Source organism: Rahnella sp. BIGb0236 (genome assembly GCF_004364755.1).
Taxonomy (GTDB): domain Bacteria; phylum Pseudomonadota; class Gammaproteobacteria; order Enterobacterales; family Enterobacteriaceae; genus Rahnella; species Rahnella victoriana.
The window spans coordinates 20881-42277 of sequence record NZ_SOAO01000016.1 but is presented as its reverse complement, the minus strand read 5'-3'; the positions used below and the strand labels follow the sequence as shown (position 1 = coordinate 42277).

At 42.3% G+C, this 21397-nt stretch carries 15 protein-coding genes and 1 tRNA gene; 1 reads left to right on the top strand and 15 read right to left on the bottom strand.

All coding sequences use genetic code 11. The annotated features are described in order from the left end of the window. Positions 1-155: 155 nt before the first annotated feature. Complete coding sequence (gene speF, locus EDF78_RS22650) at positions 156-2318, bottom strand: ornithine decarboxylase SpeF (RefSeq protein WP_095924774.1); 2163 nt, start codon at positions 2316-2318, stop codon at positions 156-158. A 659-nt stretch (positions 2319-2977) separates the two neighbouring features. Here speF and EDF78_RS22645 point away from each other — a divergent pair. Beyond that, a tRNA-Phe gene (locus EDF78_RS22645) sits at positions 2978-3053 on the top strand. Between the two features lie 192 nt (positions 3054-3245). On the opposite strand, the gene EDF78_RS22640 is transcribed toward EDF78_RS22645, so the two are convergent. The 14 genes from EDF78_RS22640 to wbaP all read right to left on the bottom strand — a co-directional run bounded on the left by EDF78_RS22640 (position 3246) and on the right by wbaP (position 21346). Beyond that, entirely contained in the window at positions 3246-4316 is a 1071-nt protein-coding gene (locus tag EDF78_RS22640) for a GDP-mannose 4,6-dehydratase (RefSeq protein ID WP_133823950.1), read from the bottom strand. Between the two features lie 129 nt (positions 4317-4445). After that, positions 4446-5600, bottom strand: a complete 1155-nt coding sequence (locus EDF78_RS22635; protein WP_133823949.1) for a glycosyltransferase family 4 protein — start codon at positions 5598-5600, stop codon at positions 4446-4448. An 84-nt stretch (positions 5601-5684) separates the two neighbouring features. Beyond that, positions 5685-7064, bottom strand: coding sequence for a phosphomannomutase CpsG (cpsG, locus tag EDF78_RS22630; RefSeq protein ID WP_133823948.1), 1380 nt, complete (start codon positions 7062-7064; stop codon positions 5685-5687). Between the two features lie 14 nt (positions 7065-7078). Next, positions 7079-8500: a mannose-1-phosphate guanylyltransferase/mannose-6-phosphate isomerase gene (locus EDF78_RS22625; RefSeq protein ID WP_133823947.1), complete on the bottom strand. Its 1422-nt coding sequence runs from the start codon at positions 8498-8500 to the stop codon at positions 7079-7081. Positions 8501-8589: 89 nt separating this feature from the next. Beyond that, positions 8590-10131 carry a right-handed parallel beta-helix repeat-containing protein gene (locus EDF78_RS22620; protein WP_133823946.1) on the bottom strand — a complete coding sequence of 514 codons (1542 nt, stop codon included), beginning with the start codon at positions 10129-10131 and terminating at the stop codon, positions 8590-8592. 67 nt (positions 10132-10198) lie between these two features. Beyond that, the gene (locus EDF78_RS22615; RefSeq protein WP_133823945.1) at positions 10199-11362 is read right to left on the bottom strand and encodes a glycosyltransferase; all 1164 of its coding nucleotides are present in this window, start codon (positions 11360-11362) and stop codon (positions 10199-10201) included. Beyond that, positions 11352-11837, bottom strand: coding sequence for an acyltransferase (locus tag EDF78_RS22610; protein ID WP_133823944.1), 486 nt, complete (start codon positions 11835-11837; stop codon positions 11352-11354). The genes EDF78_RS22615 and EDF78_RS22610 overlap by 11 nt, the downstream gene beginning before the upstream one ends. A gap of 83 nt (positions 11838-11920) precedes the next feature. Continuing rightward, positions 11921-13396: a lipid II flippase MurJ gene (locus tag EDF78_RS22605; protein WP_133823943.1), complete on the bottom strand. Its 1476-nt coding sequence runs from the start codon at positions 13394-13396 to the stop codon at positions 11921-11923. Positions 13397-13411: 15 nt separating this feature from the next. Continuing rightward, the gene (locus EDF78_RS22600) at positions 13412-14572 is read right to left on the bottom strand and encodes a glycosyltransferase family 4 protein (protein ID WP_243839475.1); all 1161 of its coding nucleotides are present in this window, start codon (positions 14570-14572) and stop codon (positions 13412-13414) included. Positions 14573-14616: 44 nt separating this feature from the next. Then, on the bottom strand, positions 14617-15885 hold the full coding sequence (locus tag EDF78_RS22595) for an O-antigen polymerase (protein ID WP_133823942.1): 1269 nt from the start codon (positions 15883-15885) through the stop codon (positions 14617-14619). Between the two features lie 180 nt (positions 15886-16065). Next, on the bottom strand, positions 16066-18228 hold the full coding sequence (locus EDF78_RS22590) for a polysaccharide biosynthesis tyrosine autokinase (protein ID WP_133823941.1): 2163 nt from the start codon (positions 18226-18228) through the stop codon (positions 16066-16068). Between the two features lie 19 nt (positions 18229-18247). Continuing rightward, positions 18248-18682: a low molecular weight phosphotyrosine protein phosphatase gene (locus tag EDF78_RS22585; protein ID WP_279586844.1), complete on the bottom strand. Its 435-nt coding sequence runs from the start codon at positions 18680-18682 to the stop codon at positions 18248-18250. Then, complete coding sequence (locus EDF78_RS22580; protein WP_133823940.1) at positions 18682-19818, bottom strand: polysaccharide export protein; 1137 nt, start codon at positions 19816-19818, stop codon at positions 18682-18684. Before EDF78_RS22580 ends, EDF78_RS22585 begins: the two co-directional genes overlap by 1 nt. A gap of 97 nt (positions 19819-19915) precedes the next feature. Continuing rightward, positions 19916-21346 (bottom strand): undecaprenyl-phosphate galactose phosphotransferase WbaP, encoded by a 1431-nt coding sequence (wbaP, locus tag EDF78_RS22575; protein WP_133823939.1) that lies wholly within the window; start codon positions 21344-21346, stop codon positions 19916-19918. Positions 21347-21397 lie beyond the last annotated feature (51 nt).

Sequence of the window (21397 nt, the reverse complement as noted above, 5' to 3'; positions counted from 1 at the left end):
AATACCATTCAGATTAATAGCATCATTCCAGACCCAATTTATTAACACCTCATTCCTGCAACAGATTTAAAATTCATATATATTCCTCTAAATAAATAAGGCAGGGTTTATAGCCCCGCCTTATTTAATTATTCGTATTTACTTACGCCAAAAAACTACTGCGCCACGACATACCCCATCACGCGCTTCCAGCCGACCGGTTTTTTCTCAATATACACACCCTGCAATTCAGGCGAGAAGCCCGGCAGCAGGTTGATCCCTTCCTCCAGCGCCATAAAGTAACGCTGTACTGCCCCGCCCCATAATTCTCCCGGCACGACACACAACACGCCCGGAGGATACGGCAGCGCGCCTTCTGCGGCGATCCTGCCCTCCGCATCTGCAATGGCGATCAGTTCGATGTTATCGCGGATAAATTCGTTGTGCGCATCCTGGGCATTCATCACCACCTGCGGGAAGCTCTTTTCGCGGAACATCTCTTTTTGCAGTTCTTTGACGTCAAAACTGACGTACAGATTATGCATTTCCTGACATAACTGACGGATGGTGTAGTTGCGGTAACGATCTTCGTTTTTGCGATACACCGTCGGCAGCACTTCACTGAGCGGCGCATCTTCTTCGATGTATTGCTCAAAGCGCACCAGTTCTTCCACCAGGAGTTGCATCTTGGCAGGCGTTTCGGCCGGGGTCAGCAGGAACAGGATAGAATTGAGATCGCATTTCTCCGGCACGATGCCGTTTTCACGCAGATAGTTCGCCAGAATAGTCGCAGGAATGCCGAACTGCGTGTATTGACCGCTGGAAGCATCAATACCCGGCGTGGTCAGCAACAGTTTGCACGGATCGACGAAATACTGTTTTTCCGCATATCCCTCAAAGGCATGCCAGCGTTCACCCGGCACAAAGTCGAAGAAACGGACATCGTTGGCCATCTCATTCGTCTCATGATCCTGCCAGCGTTTACCGGCCACCACCGGCGGCACGAACGGCAAAATCATCGAGCATTGATCGAGCAGCATTTTGCGGGTCTCGATACCCAGCTTCACGCATTCCATCCACATATGTTTTCCGCTGCCGCCGGCATGGATACGCGCATTGACGTCCAGCGCGGCAAACAGCGGGTAAAACGGGCTGGTAGAGGCGTGCATCATAAAGGCGTTGTTGAGCTTTTTATGGCTGCAATGGCGCTTTTGTCCCTTGATATGATTGTCTTTTTTGTGGATTTGCGAAGTCTGGGAGAACCCGGCCTGCTGCTTGTGTACCGACTGAGTGACAATAATGCCCGGATCGTTTTCATTCAGCTCCAGCAGCAACGGTGAGCATTCTTTCATCATTGGGATGAATTGCTCATAGCCGACCCATGCGGAGTCAAACAGGATGTAATCGCACAAATGACCGATTTTATCGACCACCTGACGGGCGTTGTACACGGTGCCGTCATAAGTGCCGAGCTGAATAATGGCCAGACGGAACGGGCGTTTCTCCTCTGCACGCTGTGGTGCCACTTCCCGGATTTGCTGACGCAGATACGCTTCATCAAAGCAGGCCGCGTCTATGCCGCCGATAAAACCAAACGGGTTGCGTGCCGTTTCGAGATACACCGGCGTGGCGCCCGCCTGCAATAACGCACCGTGGTGGTTAGATTTATGATTGTTGCGGTCGAACAACACCAGATCGTCGCGGGTCAGCAGCGCATTGGTCACGACTTTATTGGCCGCAGAGGTGCCGTTGAGCACGAAATAGGTTTTGTCGGCACTGAAGACTTTGGCGGCATATTTTTGCGCATCTTTCGCCGAGCCTTCGTGGATCAGTAAATCGCCCAGTTTGACGTCGGCATTACACATGTCGGAACGGAAAATGTTCGGGCCGTAGAAATCATAAAACTGGCGTCCGGCCGGATGGCGGCGGAAAAACTCACCGCCCTGATGCCCCGGGCAGGCAAATGTGGCGTTTTCCATCTCGACATACTTTTTCAGCGTATCGAAAAACGGCGGGAACAACGCTTCCTCATAACCCTGCGCGGCAGACTCAATCTGCGCGGCATAGAATGCCTGATTGGCATCCGACAAGGTGATCACGCCTTTCAGCGACGGTAAAAACTCAGGCGAAACCTGCTCGGTTCCCTGCACCGCGACAAACGCAGGAATGCCAAATCCCAGCGTTTCGATCTCCGCCAGTCTGCCGTGATTCAGATCGCCGACAGAAATAATGATGGCCGCCACGTCGGCGTAATCCGCACGGCGCAGGTCAACGACCAGACGCGAGGTCTGGAGATAAGGCGCGACAGAGATGCTAGCTGCTAGTTTTAAGTGTTTCATTCAGACTCTCAAACGGTTAAGTAAGAGGGTGTGCCAGGAGGCACGGCAATGAGCTGGTTCTTACGTCATGAAAGGCAGAGTGCGCAGAGTCCAGCCCGGCAAATGACGTTGGCTGAGCGCGCGATCGACAATAACGACGCGGCTCAGCCACGTCTGGCAGACAACAGTAAAATCAGAGAACCGCTCTGTTTATGCCTCTCTGTTTTTAATAATGCCTGTCAGCGGGCAAACGATAGCCTTACCGCATGAAAGGAACTGCAAAAGGAGGAAAACTGAAATCGTGGTGTTTACAGCACCCGGAGATCATCATCAGATTGTTTTTGCACTGAACAACAGCGCGATGTGATAAACCAGCCATGCCGCAACCCTCTTGAGCTGTCGCGTGAAAACGGGATCAGAGTTGTGTAATAAATCGGCGCAATAATGGCATCTTTTACCCCCCTGTTCAACCCTGCACAGGACGGGAATTTCTTACATAATGCGACATCCGCCAGCGCCGGAATTTCCTGCCTTTGGCGACATAATCCGGCGCTGCGCTGGCGCTTACGTAAGTTAAATCAACAAATCGTCGCAAAAAGCATCAGTCGGGTGACGAACCCCGCTGTTGTCACAAAAAGCCGTTGACGGCACAGGCCCAATACGGTTTAATGCGCCCCGTTGCCCGGATAGCTCAGTCGGTAGAGCAAGGGATTGAAAATCCCTGTGTCCTTGGTTCGATTCCGAGTCCGGGCACCATATTTAAAGAAACCCGCCTATGGCGGGTTTTTTGCTTTCTGCGTTAGTCCGGGTCCGGGTACGCGATTTAAAGAAACCAGCTTAACGGCTGGTTTTTTTGCTTTCTGCCTCAAGCTGCGAGCATAAAAAAGGCCGAAGAACGTTAAACATTCTTCGGCCTTTTTGCATCCGTCAGCGAGCAGTGGTCTGAATTTATCCGTACAGTTTCAATCTGGCAGTCTGTCTGGCAGAAGCCAGATCGGCCTGAACCATCTCGATCACCAGATCCTGTAATGAGGTTTCTGGCAACCAGCCAAGCTTGCGACGCGCCTTGGCCGGATTGACCGGCACCTGCCCGACTTCGGCCGGACGCATATAACGGGGATCCACCGCGACAATCACGTCTCCGACTTTTAACGCCGCTGCGACCGGGCTGATAATCGCGGCAATCACCCCTTTTTCCTCCACTCCCTTACCGACAAACCGCAGCTTGATCCCAAGCTCGAGCGCCGCAAAGGTCACGAACTGACGGACCGTAAACTGCACGCCCGTCGCGATCACGAAGTCCTCAGGTTTATCCTGCTGCAACATCAGCCACTGCATTTTGACGTAATCCCTCGCATGCCCCCAGTCGCGCAGCGCATTGAGATTGCCCAGATACAGACATCCCTCCAGCCCCTGCGTGATATTGGCTAAGCCACGGGTAATTTTGCGCGTCACAAAGTTTTCGCTGCGACGCGGCGACTCATGATTAAACAGAATGCCGTTGCAGGCATACATCCCGAAGGTTTCGCGGTAATTCACCGCCGTCCAGAAATCACTGATTCTGGCGACCGTCTCCGAAGGTGGAAGCGTAAATGTCACCATTTCATTGATGGCCAGGTCGTTAACCAGCCCGCAGAGCGCGGAAGATGAGGCATGATAATAACGTGTTGTACGTTCGAGCCCCTGAGAGCGGATGGCCTCAAGCATTCTCAGTGCGCTGAGCGCGGCACCGGGTAACGGCGAGTAAGCCGTCGTCTCACTGGTGATATCCAGATTATAAATTTCATCAGCCCGGATTAACGCCAGGAATCTCCCAAGATCCTGAAGTTCACCCCAGCCATAATGATGAATATGAAAATCAGGATAATTTGCCTGTAAGTTCTCACAGGAAAACTCAGCATCAGGCAACGGGCTGTGCAGAATAATACCGTGGACCCTGTAGCCCTTTTTAAGTAAAAGCTCAGCCAGATAGGAGCCGTCCTGTCCGGTGATATTGGTAATAAGAGCGACCTTAGACATAGTAAACCCTTAGATTACAATTTAAAAACGCATCCGGCGGGATGTACGATTATAATTGCAAGGTTATGTTGAGTAAGATGAATCGCAGAATAAAAAGTCAACGACAGGAAAATAACCAATAATAAAATTTTAATAAACGATGCGTTTTCGTTCATTAAAGTCTTGCCATTTAGCTTTGATATATTCGTCCAGTTCATCATGAAATCGTTGTGCAGAGAACTTTAAGGCATTTTCTCGACAGTCCAACGGAAGAATAGAGTCTTTAATGATATCGAAGTGATGTACGGCCTTGATCAGTGATTCCACCGTCTGCTCGGAGAAAAATACCCCGGTAGCCTTCTGTTCACCGTAAGGTCTGATGGTCTCCAGGGCACCGCCCTTGCCAAAGGCAATCACAGGCGTGCCGCTGGCCTGTGCTTCAACCGGCGTAATGCCGAAGTCTTCTTCTGCAGCAAAAACAAATGCCCGCGTACGCCTCATGTAATCTTGCATCACGTCATCAGGCTGATAGCCCAGTATTTCGATATTACTGCCCGCTTTGGCTTTTATTTTAGCCATTTCGGAGCCGTCACCGATCACAACCAGCTTCTTATCCGGCATCTGGCTGAATGCCTCAACAATCAGATCGATACGCTTATAAGGCACCATGCGTGAAGCGGTAAAATAGAAATCTTCTTTGTTCTCCTGCAAGGTAAAGCGATCAACATCAACAGGCGGATATATAACATCAGCATCGCGGCCATAGACCTTCTTAATCCGGCGGGCAATAAACTGGGAATTGGCAATAAAGTGATCAACACCATTGGCTGTCCGGTAATCCCAGATCCTGATTTTATGTAAAAACCAGCGGGCCAGTTTGCCTTTCAAGCCTTTATTCAGCCCTGCTTCACGCAAATATTGGTGCTGAAAATCCCATGCGTAGCGGATCGGAGAATGTACATAGCTGATGTGTAGCTGGTCGGGGCCGGTAAGCACACCTTTGGCAACCGCGTGACTGCTGGAAAGCACAATGTCATGCCCCGTCACATCGAGTTGTTCGATGGCCAGCGGCATCAGTGGCAGATACTGCTGATACTTCTTTTTAGCAAAAGGTAACCGCTGAATAAAAGAGGTCGTCGCTTCTTTACCATAGAATTTCTTGCGGGATTCATCAGAAAGAAAATCGACAACAGAATAAATATCGGCATGGGGATATAATTTAATAAACTCCGCAATAACTTTTTCAGCCCCGGCAAATGTCACCAACCAGTCAGCAACAATCCCAACACTCACATCATGTGACATAATTTAAACCTTATAAAATAAAAAGTGAGCAACACAAACCCACAGCGAGTTATTATCACTCACTTTAATAAGATGTTTTAAGGGTTACATACTACGAAGGATGGAAAGAATTCTTCTGGTTTGTTCCTGCATTAATTTTGTATTTGCGCGGGACTCAACGTTTAACCGGACTACCGGTTCAGTATTCGAACTACGAAGATTAAAACGCCACTCATCAAATTCAAGGCTGATACCGTCTGTATGATCGACGTGAACCGCCTCTTCTTCATACATGGCCAATACACGGGCAATGGATTCTTTTGGCTGCTGCAGATAACTGTTTATTTCGCCGGAAGCAGGATAAGCGGTGATACGATCGTTAATCAGTTGGCGCAGGGATTTGCCTTTAACATGCAATAACTCGGCGACCAGCAACCAGGGGATCATCCCGCTGTCGCAGTAATAGAAATCACGGAAGTAGTGATGGGCGCTCATCTCACCGCCATAGACCGCATCTTCCTGACGCATACGCTCTTTGATAAAAGCATGCCCGGTTTTCGACATGACTGGCACACCGCCCGCACCGGTGACAATATCAATGGTATTCCAGCTCAGACGTGGGTCGTGGATAATGCGTGAGCTGGGATATTTTTCCAGGAAAGCATCCGCCAGCAGGCCAACGATGTAATAACCTTCGATAAAGTTACCGGCATCATCAAAGAGAAAACACCGGTCAAAATCACCGTCAAAGGCGATTCCCATATCCGCGTTATGTTTAATGATCGCGTCCGTTGTATCCTGGCGGCATTCAGGCAGCAACGGATTAGGAATACCGTTCGGGAAAGTGCCATCAGGCTGATGATGCACTTTGATAAATTCAACCGGCGCACCGGCTTGTTTAAAGCGTTGCTCTATTGCATCGATGACATGGCCTGCGGCACCGTTGCCTGAATTAACCACCAGTTTGAGCGGACGGGTAAAATTGTTTAAATCGACGTAACTCAAAAGCTTATCAACGTAAGCATCCAGCACCGTGGCTTTCTCATAACTTCCGCGCTGCGCCTGGTCAACCGGTGCGAAGGTATTGGCTTCCGCCAGTGCCTGTATATCCCTCAACCCTGTGTCACCGCTGATCGGTTTAGAATCCTCACGTACCAGCTTCATGCCGTTATAATTCATCGGATTATGACTGGCCGTGACTTCAATACCGCCATCCAGGCACAAATACGAGGTGGCAAAATAGATTTCTTCTGTGCCTGTCACACCAATATCAACAACATCGGTGCCGGCATCCTGCAATCCCCTTGCCAGTGCGAGTTTTAATGCCTCACTGGTCAGACGAACATCGCCGCCTAATACCATTTTTTTCGGCTTCAGATATTCGCCATACGCGCGGCCGATCCGGTAAGCAATTTCTTCATTTAATTCGACGTCTAATTCACCGCGAATATCGTAAGCTTTAAAACACGTTAATGTACGTGACATATTTCATCCCCAAATTAACAGCGACCATAGTGATCTTTTATACGGATAATATCGTCATCTTCCAGATAGGAGCCTGACTGGATTTCTAACAGTTCGAGCGCAATCTTCCCGGGGTTTTCCAACATATGTTGGGCACCAATGGGAATAAACGTGGATTGGTTTTCGGTGAGTAAATAGACGTTATCGTCGACCGTCACTTTTGCCGTACCGGAGAGCACAACCCAGTGCTCCGCGCGGTGGTGATGCATTTGTAAGGAGAACTGACCGCCGGGCTTAACGGTGAGACGGTTGACGTGGTAGCGTGGCCTGCTGACCACTTTGTCGTTTTTCCCCCACGGGCGATAAGATTCACGATGTACGCGATGCTCGCCGCGTTCGCTTTTCTTCAGAAACTCGACCACTTTTTTGACGTCCTGCACCTGCGACTTATCAATAACCAGTACGGCATCTTTGGTATTGACGATCACCAGATTCTCAACGCCGACGGCCGCGACCAGTTTTTCATCCGTGTTGATGTAGCAGTTACTGGCATGGTGCGTAAACACATCACCGGACATGACATTGCCCTGCGCGTCTTTGCCGTTGACATCCCACAATGCCGACCACGAACCGACGTCATTCCAGCCCGCATCCAGTGGTACAACAACCGCATCAGTGGTTTTTTCCATGACGGCATAATCAACAGATTCGTCCGGACAGGCGACAAAGGCCTGCTTATCCACGCGAATAAAATCCTGCTGCGGATCCGTCTGTGAGGTGGCGACAGACTTCTGGCAGGCTTCCAGAATATCGGGGCGAAACTGACCCAGTTCTTCCAGAAAACGACGCGCCCGAAACAGGAACATGCCGCTGTTCCAGTAATATTCACCGCTTTCCAGATACTGCATAGCCGTGGCTAAATCCGGCTTCTCAACAAAGCGCTGCACGCGATACGCAGGCGCCTGTGGATCGCCCATCTCACCGCCACGCTGAATATAGCCATATCCGGTTTCAGGCTCAGCAGCGACAATCCCAAAGGTCACCAGCTTGCCCTGATCGGCGAAAGGAATCGCATGTTGCACCGCACGGTGAAACGCCGCGCAATCGCCAATCACGTGGTCTGCCGCCAGTATCAGCAGCAGCGGGTCGCCGCCCTGCGCAATGGCGCTCAGGGCCGCCAGAGTAATTGCCGGTGCGGTATTACGCCCCACAGGTTCCAGAATAATATTTTGTGATAATTGTCCGATATGACGTAACTGTTCAGCCACCAGAAAACGATGCTGCTCATTACAAATCACCAGCGGTTCGGAAACATCCAGTCCTTTTAAACGGATGACCGTTTCCTGCAGCATAGAATTATCGCCATAAAGACGAAGAAATTGTTTTGGATAAAGCTCACGAGACATTGGCCACAAACGGCTACCGGTGCCGCCAGCCATGATTACTGGAAGGATCATGATTACCCTCTATATTAATTCAACTACAGAATAATGAGATGGCAAGCTGCAGTGGAAATAAAAAACCACTTTATGAAAAATAAAAGTTATTAGTGATTATTTATACTATTATCTTTAAATTTCATTTCGGCAGTTGATGACCATTTAAGATTATCCGATTGATAATCTTTGGCTACAGGAAGTATTTCTTTTGAAGATTGGAAATTATTACGTTCAATAATTAATTTTTCATCACACTGAATAACTCTAATATAATATCCTTTAATCTTACCAACATGGTTTTTGTCTACGGAGAAATTATTCCCAACAATAAATAAATTGGATAATCGTTTAGAACTATCATAAGCCAGTGTTGAGACCCCAAGAAGACAATTGACTATAGTGTTATTTTCAAAGACAACATTATCTATTCTTGAAGATTTGTTCGGTTTTGGCCAAAAGCGAATTCTTAAAGCACCCGATTCATTTGATTCACCTAATACGCCGATGAAGGAAAATTTATTATTTTTAATAACCACATTCGCTATATATGAATCTTCAGGGGAATTTTTATCGTCAGTAAGGTAAACTCCACCTTCTCTAGAACCTACTATGACATTTCTATTTATGAAAATATCATTAGCATAAGAGTAAACTTTTATTCCGCCTTTACAAGAGACTATACGATTATCATTGAAAGTTATATTTTGCGCTTTATTTCCCTTGTCAAACGAGCCCGCGGACAAAGCGTCATCACCAACATCATGAACGAAATTACGTTCTGCAGTTACATTTTTAGAACGATAAAAATGTATTCCATCTGTTCCAGAAAGGCCTGCTATTAGCCCCTTATGATCATGTACATAGCAATTTTTGACTATTACATTATTCGAAAAGTCAACATGTATCCCATATCCGAGACCATAGCATTCTTCAACATCATCGATCAGTAATGGATCAGCGTTACTTACATACAGTCCCTTGGGTCCAGCCCTGCCCGTATACAGAGAAGAATTAAGTCTTTTCAAGGTATAACCGGAAAGTAAGACTTTAGACTTGGTTGATTGAAACAATGGTTTACTGTAGACAATTCCATTTAAAAAATGATTTAAAAGAAAAACTGTCTTCCCCTTACCAAAACCTGAAAAGCTTAGAAAACCATCCCTAAGGGTCAAAGTTCTTGTTAAAAGATAATTATTAGGTCGACTCTCTTTGATTGGGATACCAGAATTTAATGCTAATTCAATGGAATCTGAACTATCAGTTTTACCATCACCAACAGCTCCAAAATCGGTTAATTCAAGCTCTATATCGTAAGGTTTCCAAACGCTGCCATCCAATGAAGTTATCAGACCTTGTCCAACGGAGCGTAGCCCCTCATATATAAAAACAACCACCTTATCCTGATGAGAGTTAGCTGATGAAACAAAAAAATAATCGAAATTTGAAGATGGTGATTTATTTTTTAGCTCCTGCTCAGTGAGAATATTTTTCAATTTTAGCTTCAAGATTTCTTTGTTAGATCTTATTTTTTCACTAAAATTTTCAGGAGGTTCGGAGGCTATCGCAGTTGAAGTAATACCTTTTGTTAGGTAATAATAAAAAAAAACGGATACTCCATATTTTATAAGATTCCTTTTAGTAACAGCCATTCTACCTCCCCACTACTTAATAAGGCAATGCAAGGAAAGCAACTAGTTAACATATCAAAAAGAACGTCTAAACTAGCATTTTAAGCATCTTATCGGTTCTTGTTTCGTAAGTATATTCTTTTGCCAAAGCGAGACGTTCATCCAAAGGGACAATATCACCAGAAATGACAGCATCAACGGCCATAACAAACTCCAATTCATCTTTACCAATCTTAACAACATTATGAAATTCCTGAATTGAAGAAAGAGCCACACTTACGATAGGTTTTCCAGCTGCTAAATACTCAAAGAATTTCATAGGGAACATATTGTCTGTATACTCGTTTAGATTATTCGGCAATAATGCAACGTCAAAATACTTGAGATATTGAGGAAGAACATTATAAGGCTTAGGTCCAAGAAGGTGGATATTTTTGTGTGCTTTAAGAATATCGATTTTTGTTGATGGATCACCTTCCCCAACCTCACCTATAATTACAATACTGTATTGTGGCCTTTGGGTTGCAAGGTAACTTATAAGATCCAAATTTATTTTATATGAACTTACCGCACCAATAAAACCTAGGATAGGAGTATTGATTTTTTTTAAATCCTCCGGAATAACATAATCCTTTGTTACAGCAGTATTGAAATGTACATAGTCTGCAACATTTGAAAAATAATGTATATTATCATTCCATTTTACTCTATTTTCTTTTAACTGCAACGCTGTTACAAATATTATATTTGCTTGTTGTATTAATGTTTTCTCCTCACGCTCTAAAACATCAATAGGCATTCCAGGTTGAGCTTTAATCTCATCAACGCAATGATAAATTGTTTTTGAAAAATCACTAGGATTTAAAAACTCAGTGGTTAATGGATTATATGTCCATAACCAAGGTTTTTTGAAGCCAAGTAATTTACTCCACATTTTTACAAAAAAACTTAGGTAGAATTTATTGAAACTCCTGACAGCACGGTATTCATTCCATGGTAAAGTTATTGGAGACCATACCCATATATTTTCTTGTACTTTCTTCGGTGGTTTTACTGCTTTAAACAATTTCCTTAAAATCCGACTAAAATCTTTTTTATTTAAACTAGGCTTTCGTAGACCCAGAGAGTCTATATAAAGGACTTTGTATCCTCTACGAGAAAACTCAACGGCAACATGCTGTTTATTAGTCCAAAATGGATTATCCCAGTCTGCAGTTGAAAGCAATACTATTTCTTTATTATCATTTTTCATCAATTTTCCTTAAATATTTTACTGGATTACCTGCATAAATACTATATGAGTCTAAATTACCTCTAACAACAGAATTAGCCCCTATAACTGTATGAGTACCAATAAACGTCCCCTTCGTCACTATAGTGCCAGCGCCAATCCATACATCTTCAGAAATGATAATATCTTCTTTTGTATATCCTTGATCTCGAATTTTTTTATTACCATCTCTGAACTGATGATCCGAATCATAAAAACAAACGTTTTGTCCAAAAAGGCAATCATCACCAATAGTCAGCTTCTTATGACAAATGACGTGATTATTTTCATTAAAAAAAACACCGTTACCGATAGTTAACTCTCCCCCAGAACAATGTAAAACTGTATTTTTTGATAAAAATACTCTGTCGCTGTCACCTTTTATATGAATACGTCCGCCATTTGTTATTTTTATTTTTGCGCCTGATGAAATATATAGTCTCATTGGATTTATCATCAAACTATTTCCGTACTTGATTTTTACCAAGAGACATTTAATGAAAGATATAAGGAATCTAAATCTAATTTTCCTGAGCACAATCACCCCCTTTTATGCCTTATTATTTCAGCGAAATTTCGCCGCAAAGAAGGTGTCATAATAACTACACCAGACCAGAAAATGGAAAAAACCAATCCATTAATTAAAATATTTAAATATATATTCGAAACGGGAATTTCATAAAAACAAATAAAGATATAAGTAACTGAACTCATGAGGATAATGTAAAATTTCTTACTAATCTCTTTCCATATCCCAAGTGAATAAACGCATCCAATAAGTGTAATTAATCCATATAAGGAATATCCTAACCCAAGGGTCATTTCATTAAAATGTTGATAAAAAAGCATATTAAAAGAAGCGTTTACAATTAGACCTAACGTCATTATTAACATTACTATTTTATTCTTGAATTGAGCATTCAAAGCCTTTATTAAAACGTAACTTATGACATTTGCCCATAGCCCGAGTGACATCCCTTGCAAAATATGTGTAGTCACCACTATTGAAGTCGAGTCGAATTTCCCCCTCGCAAATAATATCGTTACAACTAGATTTGCATGGATCCCCAAAAATAATGAGACAGGTACGGCAAAAATTATTAATAAACTAAAGGTGTCAATGAGCTTTGATTTTATATTTTCAGGTTGCAACCCCCCCCAACTAGCCAGTCCTGCCAAAGCAACTGGTGTAGACACAACTAACAGAAGGGTTTCAGTGATAAATTTTGCATAATCCAACGCGGATACTGCCGTAATACTAATTAAAGTTGCCACTGCGCGTTCAACAGCAATATTCCCTTGGTATAAAAAAGGCAACAAAATAAGAGGTTTTAGTGTCGTCCAAAAATTAAAAATCACATCTTTTAGAATATTTTTATCAACTTTTTGTGGAAAATTCAAAATACCTTTACTTAGCCCTCTAATTAAAACCCAAATAAAGAAAACTAAATAGCTGAATGTAAATCCCCATGCAAGGTAGACTGGGTTACCAATTATATAAGCGAATAGAGCCCCTAATAGCATACCAAAATTTTGTATTGAAGGCCGCATGGACATAGGAAGGAAGTCATCATGAGCCATTTCTACATAATTTATTAATGCTGAACTAAGATAAAGTGTAATTCCCAAACTCATTATGATTAGCATCGATCTGGATAACTCTCTTGTCCTTTCGTCTAGCCCAGGAGCAATGATAGTAAGCCAAAAGTCTACAAATAAAATTGCACAAGAAGTTAAAACTACAGAAAATATAAGGAATATTGCCTGCATAGACCAAAAGAAAAGCTGTCCTTTATTTACGCTTTCCGAATAAAATTTTTTATAGAGCGGAATAAAAGCCGTCAGGCTATCACTCACCAAGAAATTTACCGGTACCAGTGTTCCAGTTTGTGCTACCCGGTAAGCTCCGTTAATATACCCAGTGCCAAATAGTGCGGCAACAATAACTTCTCTGATAAGCCCTAAAGCTTTGGAAAGTAAATTACCGCTAATTAATGAAACTATTGCCTTCCTCACGAGTTAGTCCTTCGTCTAAAAATCTTTTTCAATGAGATTTTTGTATTTAGCGGCCGCATATTTTAAAGTGTATTCATCGGGTAAATAACATTTTTTATTTTGCAAGTCATTAGCGAGCAAAAGTTCTATCTTGTTCGCTGCAGTTCGATAATTCAGAGGATCGACTAGATGGATATTTTCTGATTTAAATAGTTTAACTTGGCTTGATAATACTATTGGCACACCTGTTGCCGAGGCTTCTAAAATATTTAAAGGAAGTCCTTCTATTCGATTAGTTAAAAAAAGGAAAACATCACTTATTGATTCAACTTTTGCCAACTCTTCTCTTTTTAAAGACCCGAGAAACTTAACATAGTTATTTATTCCAAGAGTATTAACTAAGCTCTTCAGCTTATCTTCTTCCGGTCCACTCCCCACAATGATGTAAATAAACTCACTTTTGTTACTTAGTAATTCAATTGTTTTAATGCAATTATATACACCTTTTTGCGAATGTAATCTGCAAGCTGTTAATATTATTTTTTTTCCATGAGGAATATTGTATAAATCCTTTATTTCTTTTTCATGGTGATAATCACTTCTGAATAACTCGGAATCAATACCATTGCTAATTAAAGATATTTTACTCTTATCAATAAAACTTTCGTAAGGCCATCGATTAAAGTCTCCATATACTTGCTCACCGATACCAACAATGTAATCAAATTTATTGTAATTAGTGAAATCCCGACACAACCAAAAAATATTTTTGGGTGATGTCAAAAAACCTTTCAATGTTCTTGTTTTCAATTTTGAGATAAACTCTCCCCAGGCTGTGCCATGCACCTGAATCAAAAATTTTATATGTGGATTCTTGCGCTTAAGTTCAATCACACCATAGGCACCCGTACTGACACTAAAAACTGTATCACAGTCTTTAAGGTATTTTTCCTCGAAAACTTCTCTAGAAGACTTCCACCATCCGTAGGAGTATTTTCCGCTTTTAACATTATCAATGAATAATACTTCAATTCCATCGATGTGATGTAGTCCAATATGCTCTTTCGTTTTAGTGGTAATAATTCTTACGTTACTTCCTAGATGATGTAAACCTTTAGCAATATCCCAGGCCACAACCTCCATACCACCAAGTCCGTGCATAGGCAATGATCTTGTGAACATTACAACATTATTCATATTTACATCTCAATTATGATAAATTGACAAACACCCTATCGGGATTAGGATTTTCTACTGAGCTTGTTTATAAATAGCAATAATAGTGATGAACATAAACCAAGCATAATAGGAGGAGCAATAGCGCCAAATGATCCTCTGAAAATTATAAATGAAAATGATGACAACCATAAACCGATGAAGTAATAATATGAAACTTTAGCCTTCCTGAGGAAAGAATCCGCACGGCCTGTAATAATGCCTAAAATCAAAGCGCCTAATATAACAAATATCATATCTCCAGCATAATATAGTTCACCAACAAGAGGAGCACTTAAATTAGTATAAAAATACCCTTGATGCTCCGCCGCAAGCATACCTAAATTCGTTGGTTTAGATTCCCATAGACTTCGTGGTATAAAAAAACTAATACCAGCAATAAAATTAATACCCCATGAATATCCAGTATCGCTAACAAATCTGACGATATTCACTAATTGTTGAAATGAATCGAAATCTAATCCTTTTACAACATAATCAGATAGATCATAGGTATTGTAATTATTGGAACTTTCGCCTAAATGCTTAACCAGAGGGAATAGTATGAATAAAAATATAGGCGATGCCACAAATAGAATTGCTAACGATAATCTGCTTTTCATTTTGTTAAATATTACAGCTACTGCTATAGCCATACTTAAAAAGTGAAAGCGTGGACTCGAAAGCGGACTATTTATTATGAGATTGATAACAATACACAAGAAAAAAATACAATATGTAAACTTACCAAAACTCTTATCTACATTTTTTATCCTATTCACCCAAAAACATAAATACACTACCAGTATTCCAAATGCGCAAAACTTAGAAAGAGCATATAGCATGGGTAAAAAACCATCTGAGTAAACCAGATCGCTAATGACAGACCTTCCCATGAAAAATGAAGAAATGCCGACGATACTTATGAATAACATAGATGGGATCATTAATAAAAAAGCAATAATATTAGTTTTTACGTCAATTCTTAGATCAGATTGGCTATTTTCATTATAATCACTCAGGCTATTTTTTTTGTAGGCTATAGAATAACCTAAAAACAAGAAAATGCTAAACAAGCAAGTGATGTAATTAACAAAAGATATTTCTTTATGTAACGGATAATTATTCCACGGAAAAACATTATTCACATATTGTAAGTAAGAAGGAAAGACAAAAAACCAAACTAAAAAAATAACCCACTGAGAGATAAAGAGACCTACTTTATTCCTTAAAAGCAATAATATAAACAGCGTTAAATTCAGTGAAATTAAAATGAAATATGATATTTCAGGCATTATTAGTTCTCTCACCGATCATGACAATCATCTATCTCATTTCCCTATTTAATATAGGCCATATTAATTTACACATCGAGATGTTAATTAGCCACTTAAATTTAAGCTCAAGCAAGGGACATCACTTAATTCATATTCATAACGAATTAAATGATGCCTTGTTTATTCATTTATTTAATATTATTTACTATTGTCCGATGAATATGTATAGCCATAATTGTTATACCCATATTCATGGTAGTTCGCGGCTTTCTTTACAACACGGTTCAGGATACAACCTTTTACTATTATTCCACTTTGCGCTAATCGACTTATACTAACTTCTACCTCTTTAGCTGTATTAATCTCAAAGCCGACCACTAATAATGTAGTTCCTGCATAGCGCCCAATGATGGCTGCCTCTGTAACAGCTAAAATCGGAGGTGTATCAATGATAACCAAGTCGTAATTATCAGAAGCCCAGTTCAAAAGGTTTTCAAATCTTGAATTTGTTAGTAATTCCGCTGGGTTTGGTGGGACTTTTCCTCTGGAAATATAATCAAAACTTATTCCAGATATTTTCTTGACCACCTGATCAATTGATGATGAACCAGACAATATATCCGATAGTCCAATATCATTATCAACACCCAAATCCCTATGTGAGTCTCCCCGTCTCATATCGGCATCGATAAGAATTACCTTCTTACCAACTTTTGATATTACCTCAGCTAAGTTACTACTGATAAATGTTTTCCCAGCCTCAGGACTGGCCCCAGATATCATAAGAAGGTTATTTTTGGCATCCAGCATAGCGAAATGGAGACTAGTTCGGAGACTTCTGATAGCCTCAATTGCTAGGTCAGCTGGATTCTCACACGCTAACAATTTCGGATTATTAATAGCTCTATTTTTATCTTTTATATTATTTCTCTTAAGCGACCATTCCGAAACTGGCACGCTTGCATATACGGTAATGCCTAGCTCTTCAAGCTGTTCTGGAGAATATAAACCTCTACGCAGCATAAATATTGTGAAAACGACGCCAAATGATAATAAACCACCTAAAACCAGACCCATTAAAATCACTAAGACTTTTCTTGGTTTTACTGGTTTAGGTTCTGTAACTGCATCATCAATTATCCTCACATTACCAATTGCACTTGATTTCGCAATATTTAATTCTTGCTGCCTGTTCAGTAGTTGCATATAGACTGCTCTTCCTGACTCAACATCACGACTGAGGCGAAGAACTTCTTGCTGTGTTGTTGGCATACTCGAAACTTCATCACTTAGACGATTTTTCTCTTGTTTAAGTGTTTCTCTCTTTTCAAGTAAAGATTTATAGATAGGGTGGTCTTTAGTATATAGCTGGGATATTTCAGCTTCCCGGAATGTTAGCTCATTTAACTGATTATCCACATTGACAATTTGATCTAGTACAGCCTTTGCTTCCATTGGCAAATCGATTGTGTTCTTCTTTTGCCTATAATTATTGAGTCTATCCTCAGCCACATCCAATTCACTTCTAACTTTTGGCAATTGTAATTTCAGGAAGTCTAAACTCTTTTCATCTTGTGCTGCCTGCCTGTCAATATTTTGGGTCAGATAATTTTGGGTAATGCTATTTAATATTTTTTTGATCAAAATAGGATCTGTACCCATGACAGTTAGTGCAAGCATCCCACTATCTTTTCCTTGCTCAGAAACGCTATAGTTATCTTGTAAACTATTGATGGCCTCAAGCTTCGTGATAGATTTTATCTCGAACTTATCATCTACCTTCGCATCAATGCTATCAACTTTAATCGATATTCCGTGACCATCTAAGAGTTTACCTACTTCGCCTTTTAATTCAAAATCATCTCCTGTTATAACATAATTATTTGCATCGACTACTGTCAATGTTACTTTAGGATCTTTGTCTCCATCTCGCGGCAAATAAAGTCGACTTACCTCAAGACGTCCTGACTTCTGTCCTGTTAATCTTGCCCATCCTCTGCCAAAAATGGGGAAATATTCCTGCTTAATAACTATCTGTAAGTTTAAATCACTTATTGTTTTACCCAATATCATTCTTGACTGTAATAGCGTTATTTCAGGTGCAGACTGCGGAACTGCATCTGGTAATACTTGATTCAAACTTTCAAGTATGGCATTACCAGCTTTTTGTTCTACTTGTACGAGCGAGTCAGCCTGAAATACAGGAGTCGCAAATAATGCATAGATCACAGTAAGAAGAGTAATAAAAGCGGTGATTACAATGATTAATTTTCGATGATCAATTACTTCACCTAAGATACGGCGCATTGTAATTTCATCTGATTCAGTTAGATTCTTTTTGTTCAAAATATCTTGAGGCATATTTTATTTACCTGATCAATTATCCATTCAACTTTTTTAGCCAAGCCTGGCAGGCTTGGTCAATTAGTCGATAAACAGATTCAAAGGCTTCCTGACTCTTACGATAAGGATCTGAAATTTCCCTACCACCATTCCAGTGTCCAAGCAGCATGATTTTGCCACGCGCTTCTGGTGCAACGCGGCTTATCTGTTCCTGATGGGATTTCTCCATGACTAAAATGAGGTCGTATTGCCTGCCTAACGCAGATGTGAACTGAGTTGCATGGTGACCATCAAGCTGTAATTGATGCTTTTGAGCCACCTCAACCGCAGAGGGGTCTGCTGGTTTGTCGACCAATGCAACTGTTCCAGCCGAGTCTATTTTCTTGTCGGGTAATAATTGTCTTAATAATCTTTCCGCAATCGGAGAGCGACATATATTTCCCGTGCAGACAATTAATATTGAGTCAAACATTATGGATTCCATTGCCGTACAAACCGTCCGGCCTCGATCATGTCATGCACTCCCGTAATGGTCGGGACAATCTGCGAAATGACACGATTCCAGCGAACAATCGGCGCAGTGGTGACATAAACAATATCATAAGGCTGAAGCTGGAATTCCGTACTCATCACCATGGAAGAAGCATCTTTGGCATTCAGCTGATAGATATTAGCTATCTTGCCTTTCTGGCTTCCCTTCAGTGGCCGGATAACAAATATCCCGGAAGCATCCGCCATACTTTGGCTAATCCCTTCTGAATTGCCTAATGCCTCGGCGAGCGTCATCCCGCTACGGTCCATTTTCAACGTGCTCTGCTTAGTGACTTCGCCCATCACAAACACTTTCAGGTCATCATTTCGTGGCACAAACAGAATATCGCCGGGGTAAAGCAAGCGGTTCTGTGTGAGGTCCCCTTTCTGCATAAGAGCCTGAAGAGAAATTTGGGTATCCTGACCGTTATGGTTGAGCACGACGTTACGCCAGTCTGCGTCAGGCGCTAAGCCCCCTGCGGCATTAATGGCATCAATCACGGTAAGCGGAATATTGGTAATAGGCTGTTGTCCGGACTTGATGACTTCACCGGTGGTATAAATTTTCTGCGAACGGAACGCCGCAATACTGACGTCAACCTGCGGACTTTCAATATACGTCGCAAGACGACTGCTGATCTCCTGACGTACTTCCGTCACAGTTTTTCCGGAGACCTTCAGTTTCCCGATATAAGGATAGAAAATTGTCCCATCGGCATTTACCCAGTTCCCCGTATCACTGGCACTGCGGTATTGCCCGGCTGGCGTGGTCAGTTCAGGGTGGTCCCACACGGTGACCATCAGGACATCACCAACACCAATGCGGTATTGGTAATTTTGCAGTTGCATATCCAACTGAGGGTTTGGCCGTGCCTGAACAGTGAGCGGGCGCAACTGGTCGATTAAACTCGGCGTCATCGGGTAAACGTTGACTAATTTATCAATGTCATAATTGCTATCCGTAGGTTGAACAACGTCTTTACTCATTGTACTTAACGATTGTCCTGGAATAATCGTACACCCGCTTAGTAACAAAGCCCCGAATAATGCAGAAATCTTAAACGTATTATTTTTCATAAAATCCATATCATGTGGTTCAACAGAAATTGATGTTGGCCATGACGCTAACGGTTAGCAGCCAATACATGAGAGTGATGCATTATTGAAATGTCTGTTAATAAGCACCGTCTTTTCTAAGCACTACGCTTATTGTTTTGAATAAAATGGCAATGTCATTCCACATTGACCAGTTTTTCACATACCAGGCGTCAAGATAAACGCGGGTCTCGTAATCCACATCGCTGCGACCACTCACCTGCCATAATCCCGTCATTCCGGGTTTGCTCAGCAAGTAATAATCCACCTCATCACTGTAGCGCTCGAGTTCAGCGTTAATAATGGGTCTCGGCCCGACCAGACTCATTTCTCCTTTTAATACGTTAAATAATTGCGGTAACTCATCCATACTGGTTTTACGCAGTAAATGTCCGATGCGGGTAATACGCGGATCATTTTTCAGTTTAAATGTCTCATCCCATTCGGCACGTGCTTCGGGATTATTCAACAGCAATGCCTCCAGCACTTCTTTCGAATTGATCACCATCGAACGAAACTTCAGGCATTTAAAAGGACGCCCCCCTTTACCAATACGTTCATGACCATAAATCGCCGGACCGCCGTCTTTTTTCACCTTGTAGCTGATATACAGCAACAGTGGCGACAGCAGCGTAATAATCGCCACCGAGGCGACCACATCAAAGACCCGTTTAAGCACGCGGGAGGACCATTTCGCCAGGTTCTGATGAACGCGCAAGATCATCACTTCGTGGCTGAAAATAAACGACATGTCCGTGCTGTCGAGCGGCATACCCCGCAGCGTCGGGATCACCGAAACGTAACGGTAGCCATTGATCATAAAGACCCGCAGCCAGTAGTTACGGATATCACTCTGGTGTGATTCCACGGCGACGATAAACTGCGTTTTCCTGTCGCACGGGCTTAACAGCCACAGATCTTCACAGAAGATCACCGGAATACCGTCAATATGATCGCCCGGTTTATCCGTCGGTTCGCTGGAGACAAATCCGGTGACATTCAGACCGAGGTTCTTCTCACTTTTAATGGCTTTAAAGGCTTCATGGGCATTTTTACCGGTGCCGATAATAATGGCGTCGCGTTGCCATATTCCGAGCAGCGTTAATATTCTCTTGGTCATCATTCGCGCACAAGGTACAAGAATAAGTACCAGCACCCAGGTAAGGATCCACATATAACGGGAAAAATTCCATTCGGCGAATGCCATCACCGCGATCTCGATCACGGCAAATATCACCAGCGTGCGTAATATTTCTTTCAGTTCAAACCAGAATGTTTTGCGATAATAATAATGCCGCAAACGCATGGAGAACCAGGCCACACAGCAAAATGCCAATGTCCAGTGCAACAAAATAAGCGCAGTAATATGTTCAGCAGGGATATATTCTTCAAACCCTCTGGACGTCAAACTAAGAAAGAGTTTGGCGAGATAAATGGAAAGGGTAAAACTGATAAAGTCCGAAAGAGCAAGGAACAGGCTTGAGTAAAAATTTCTGGTGAGAAATGTCATATTTCCCTCACAACAAGTATCGAAAATAGTTATTACCTGAAAAGACATCAG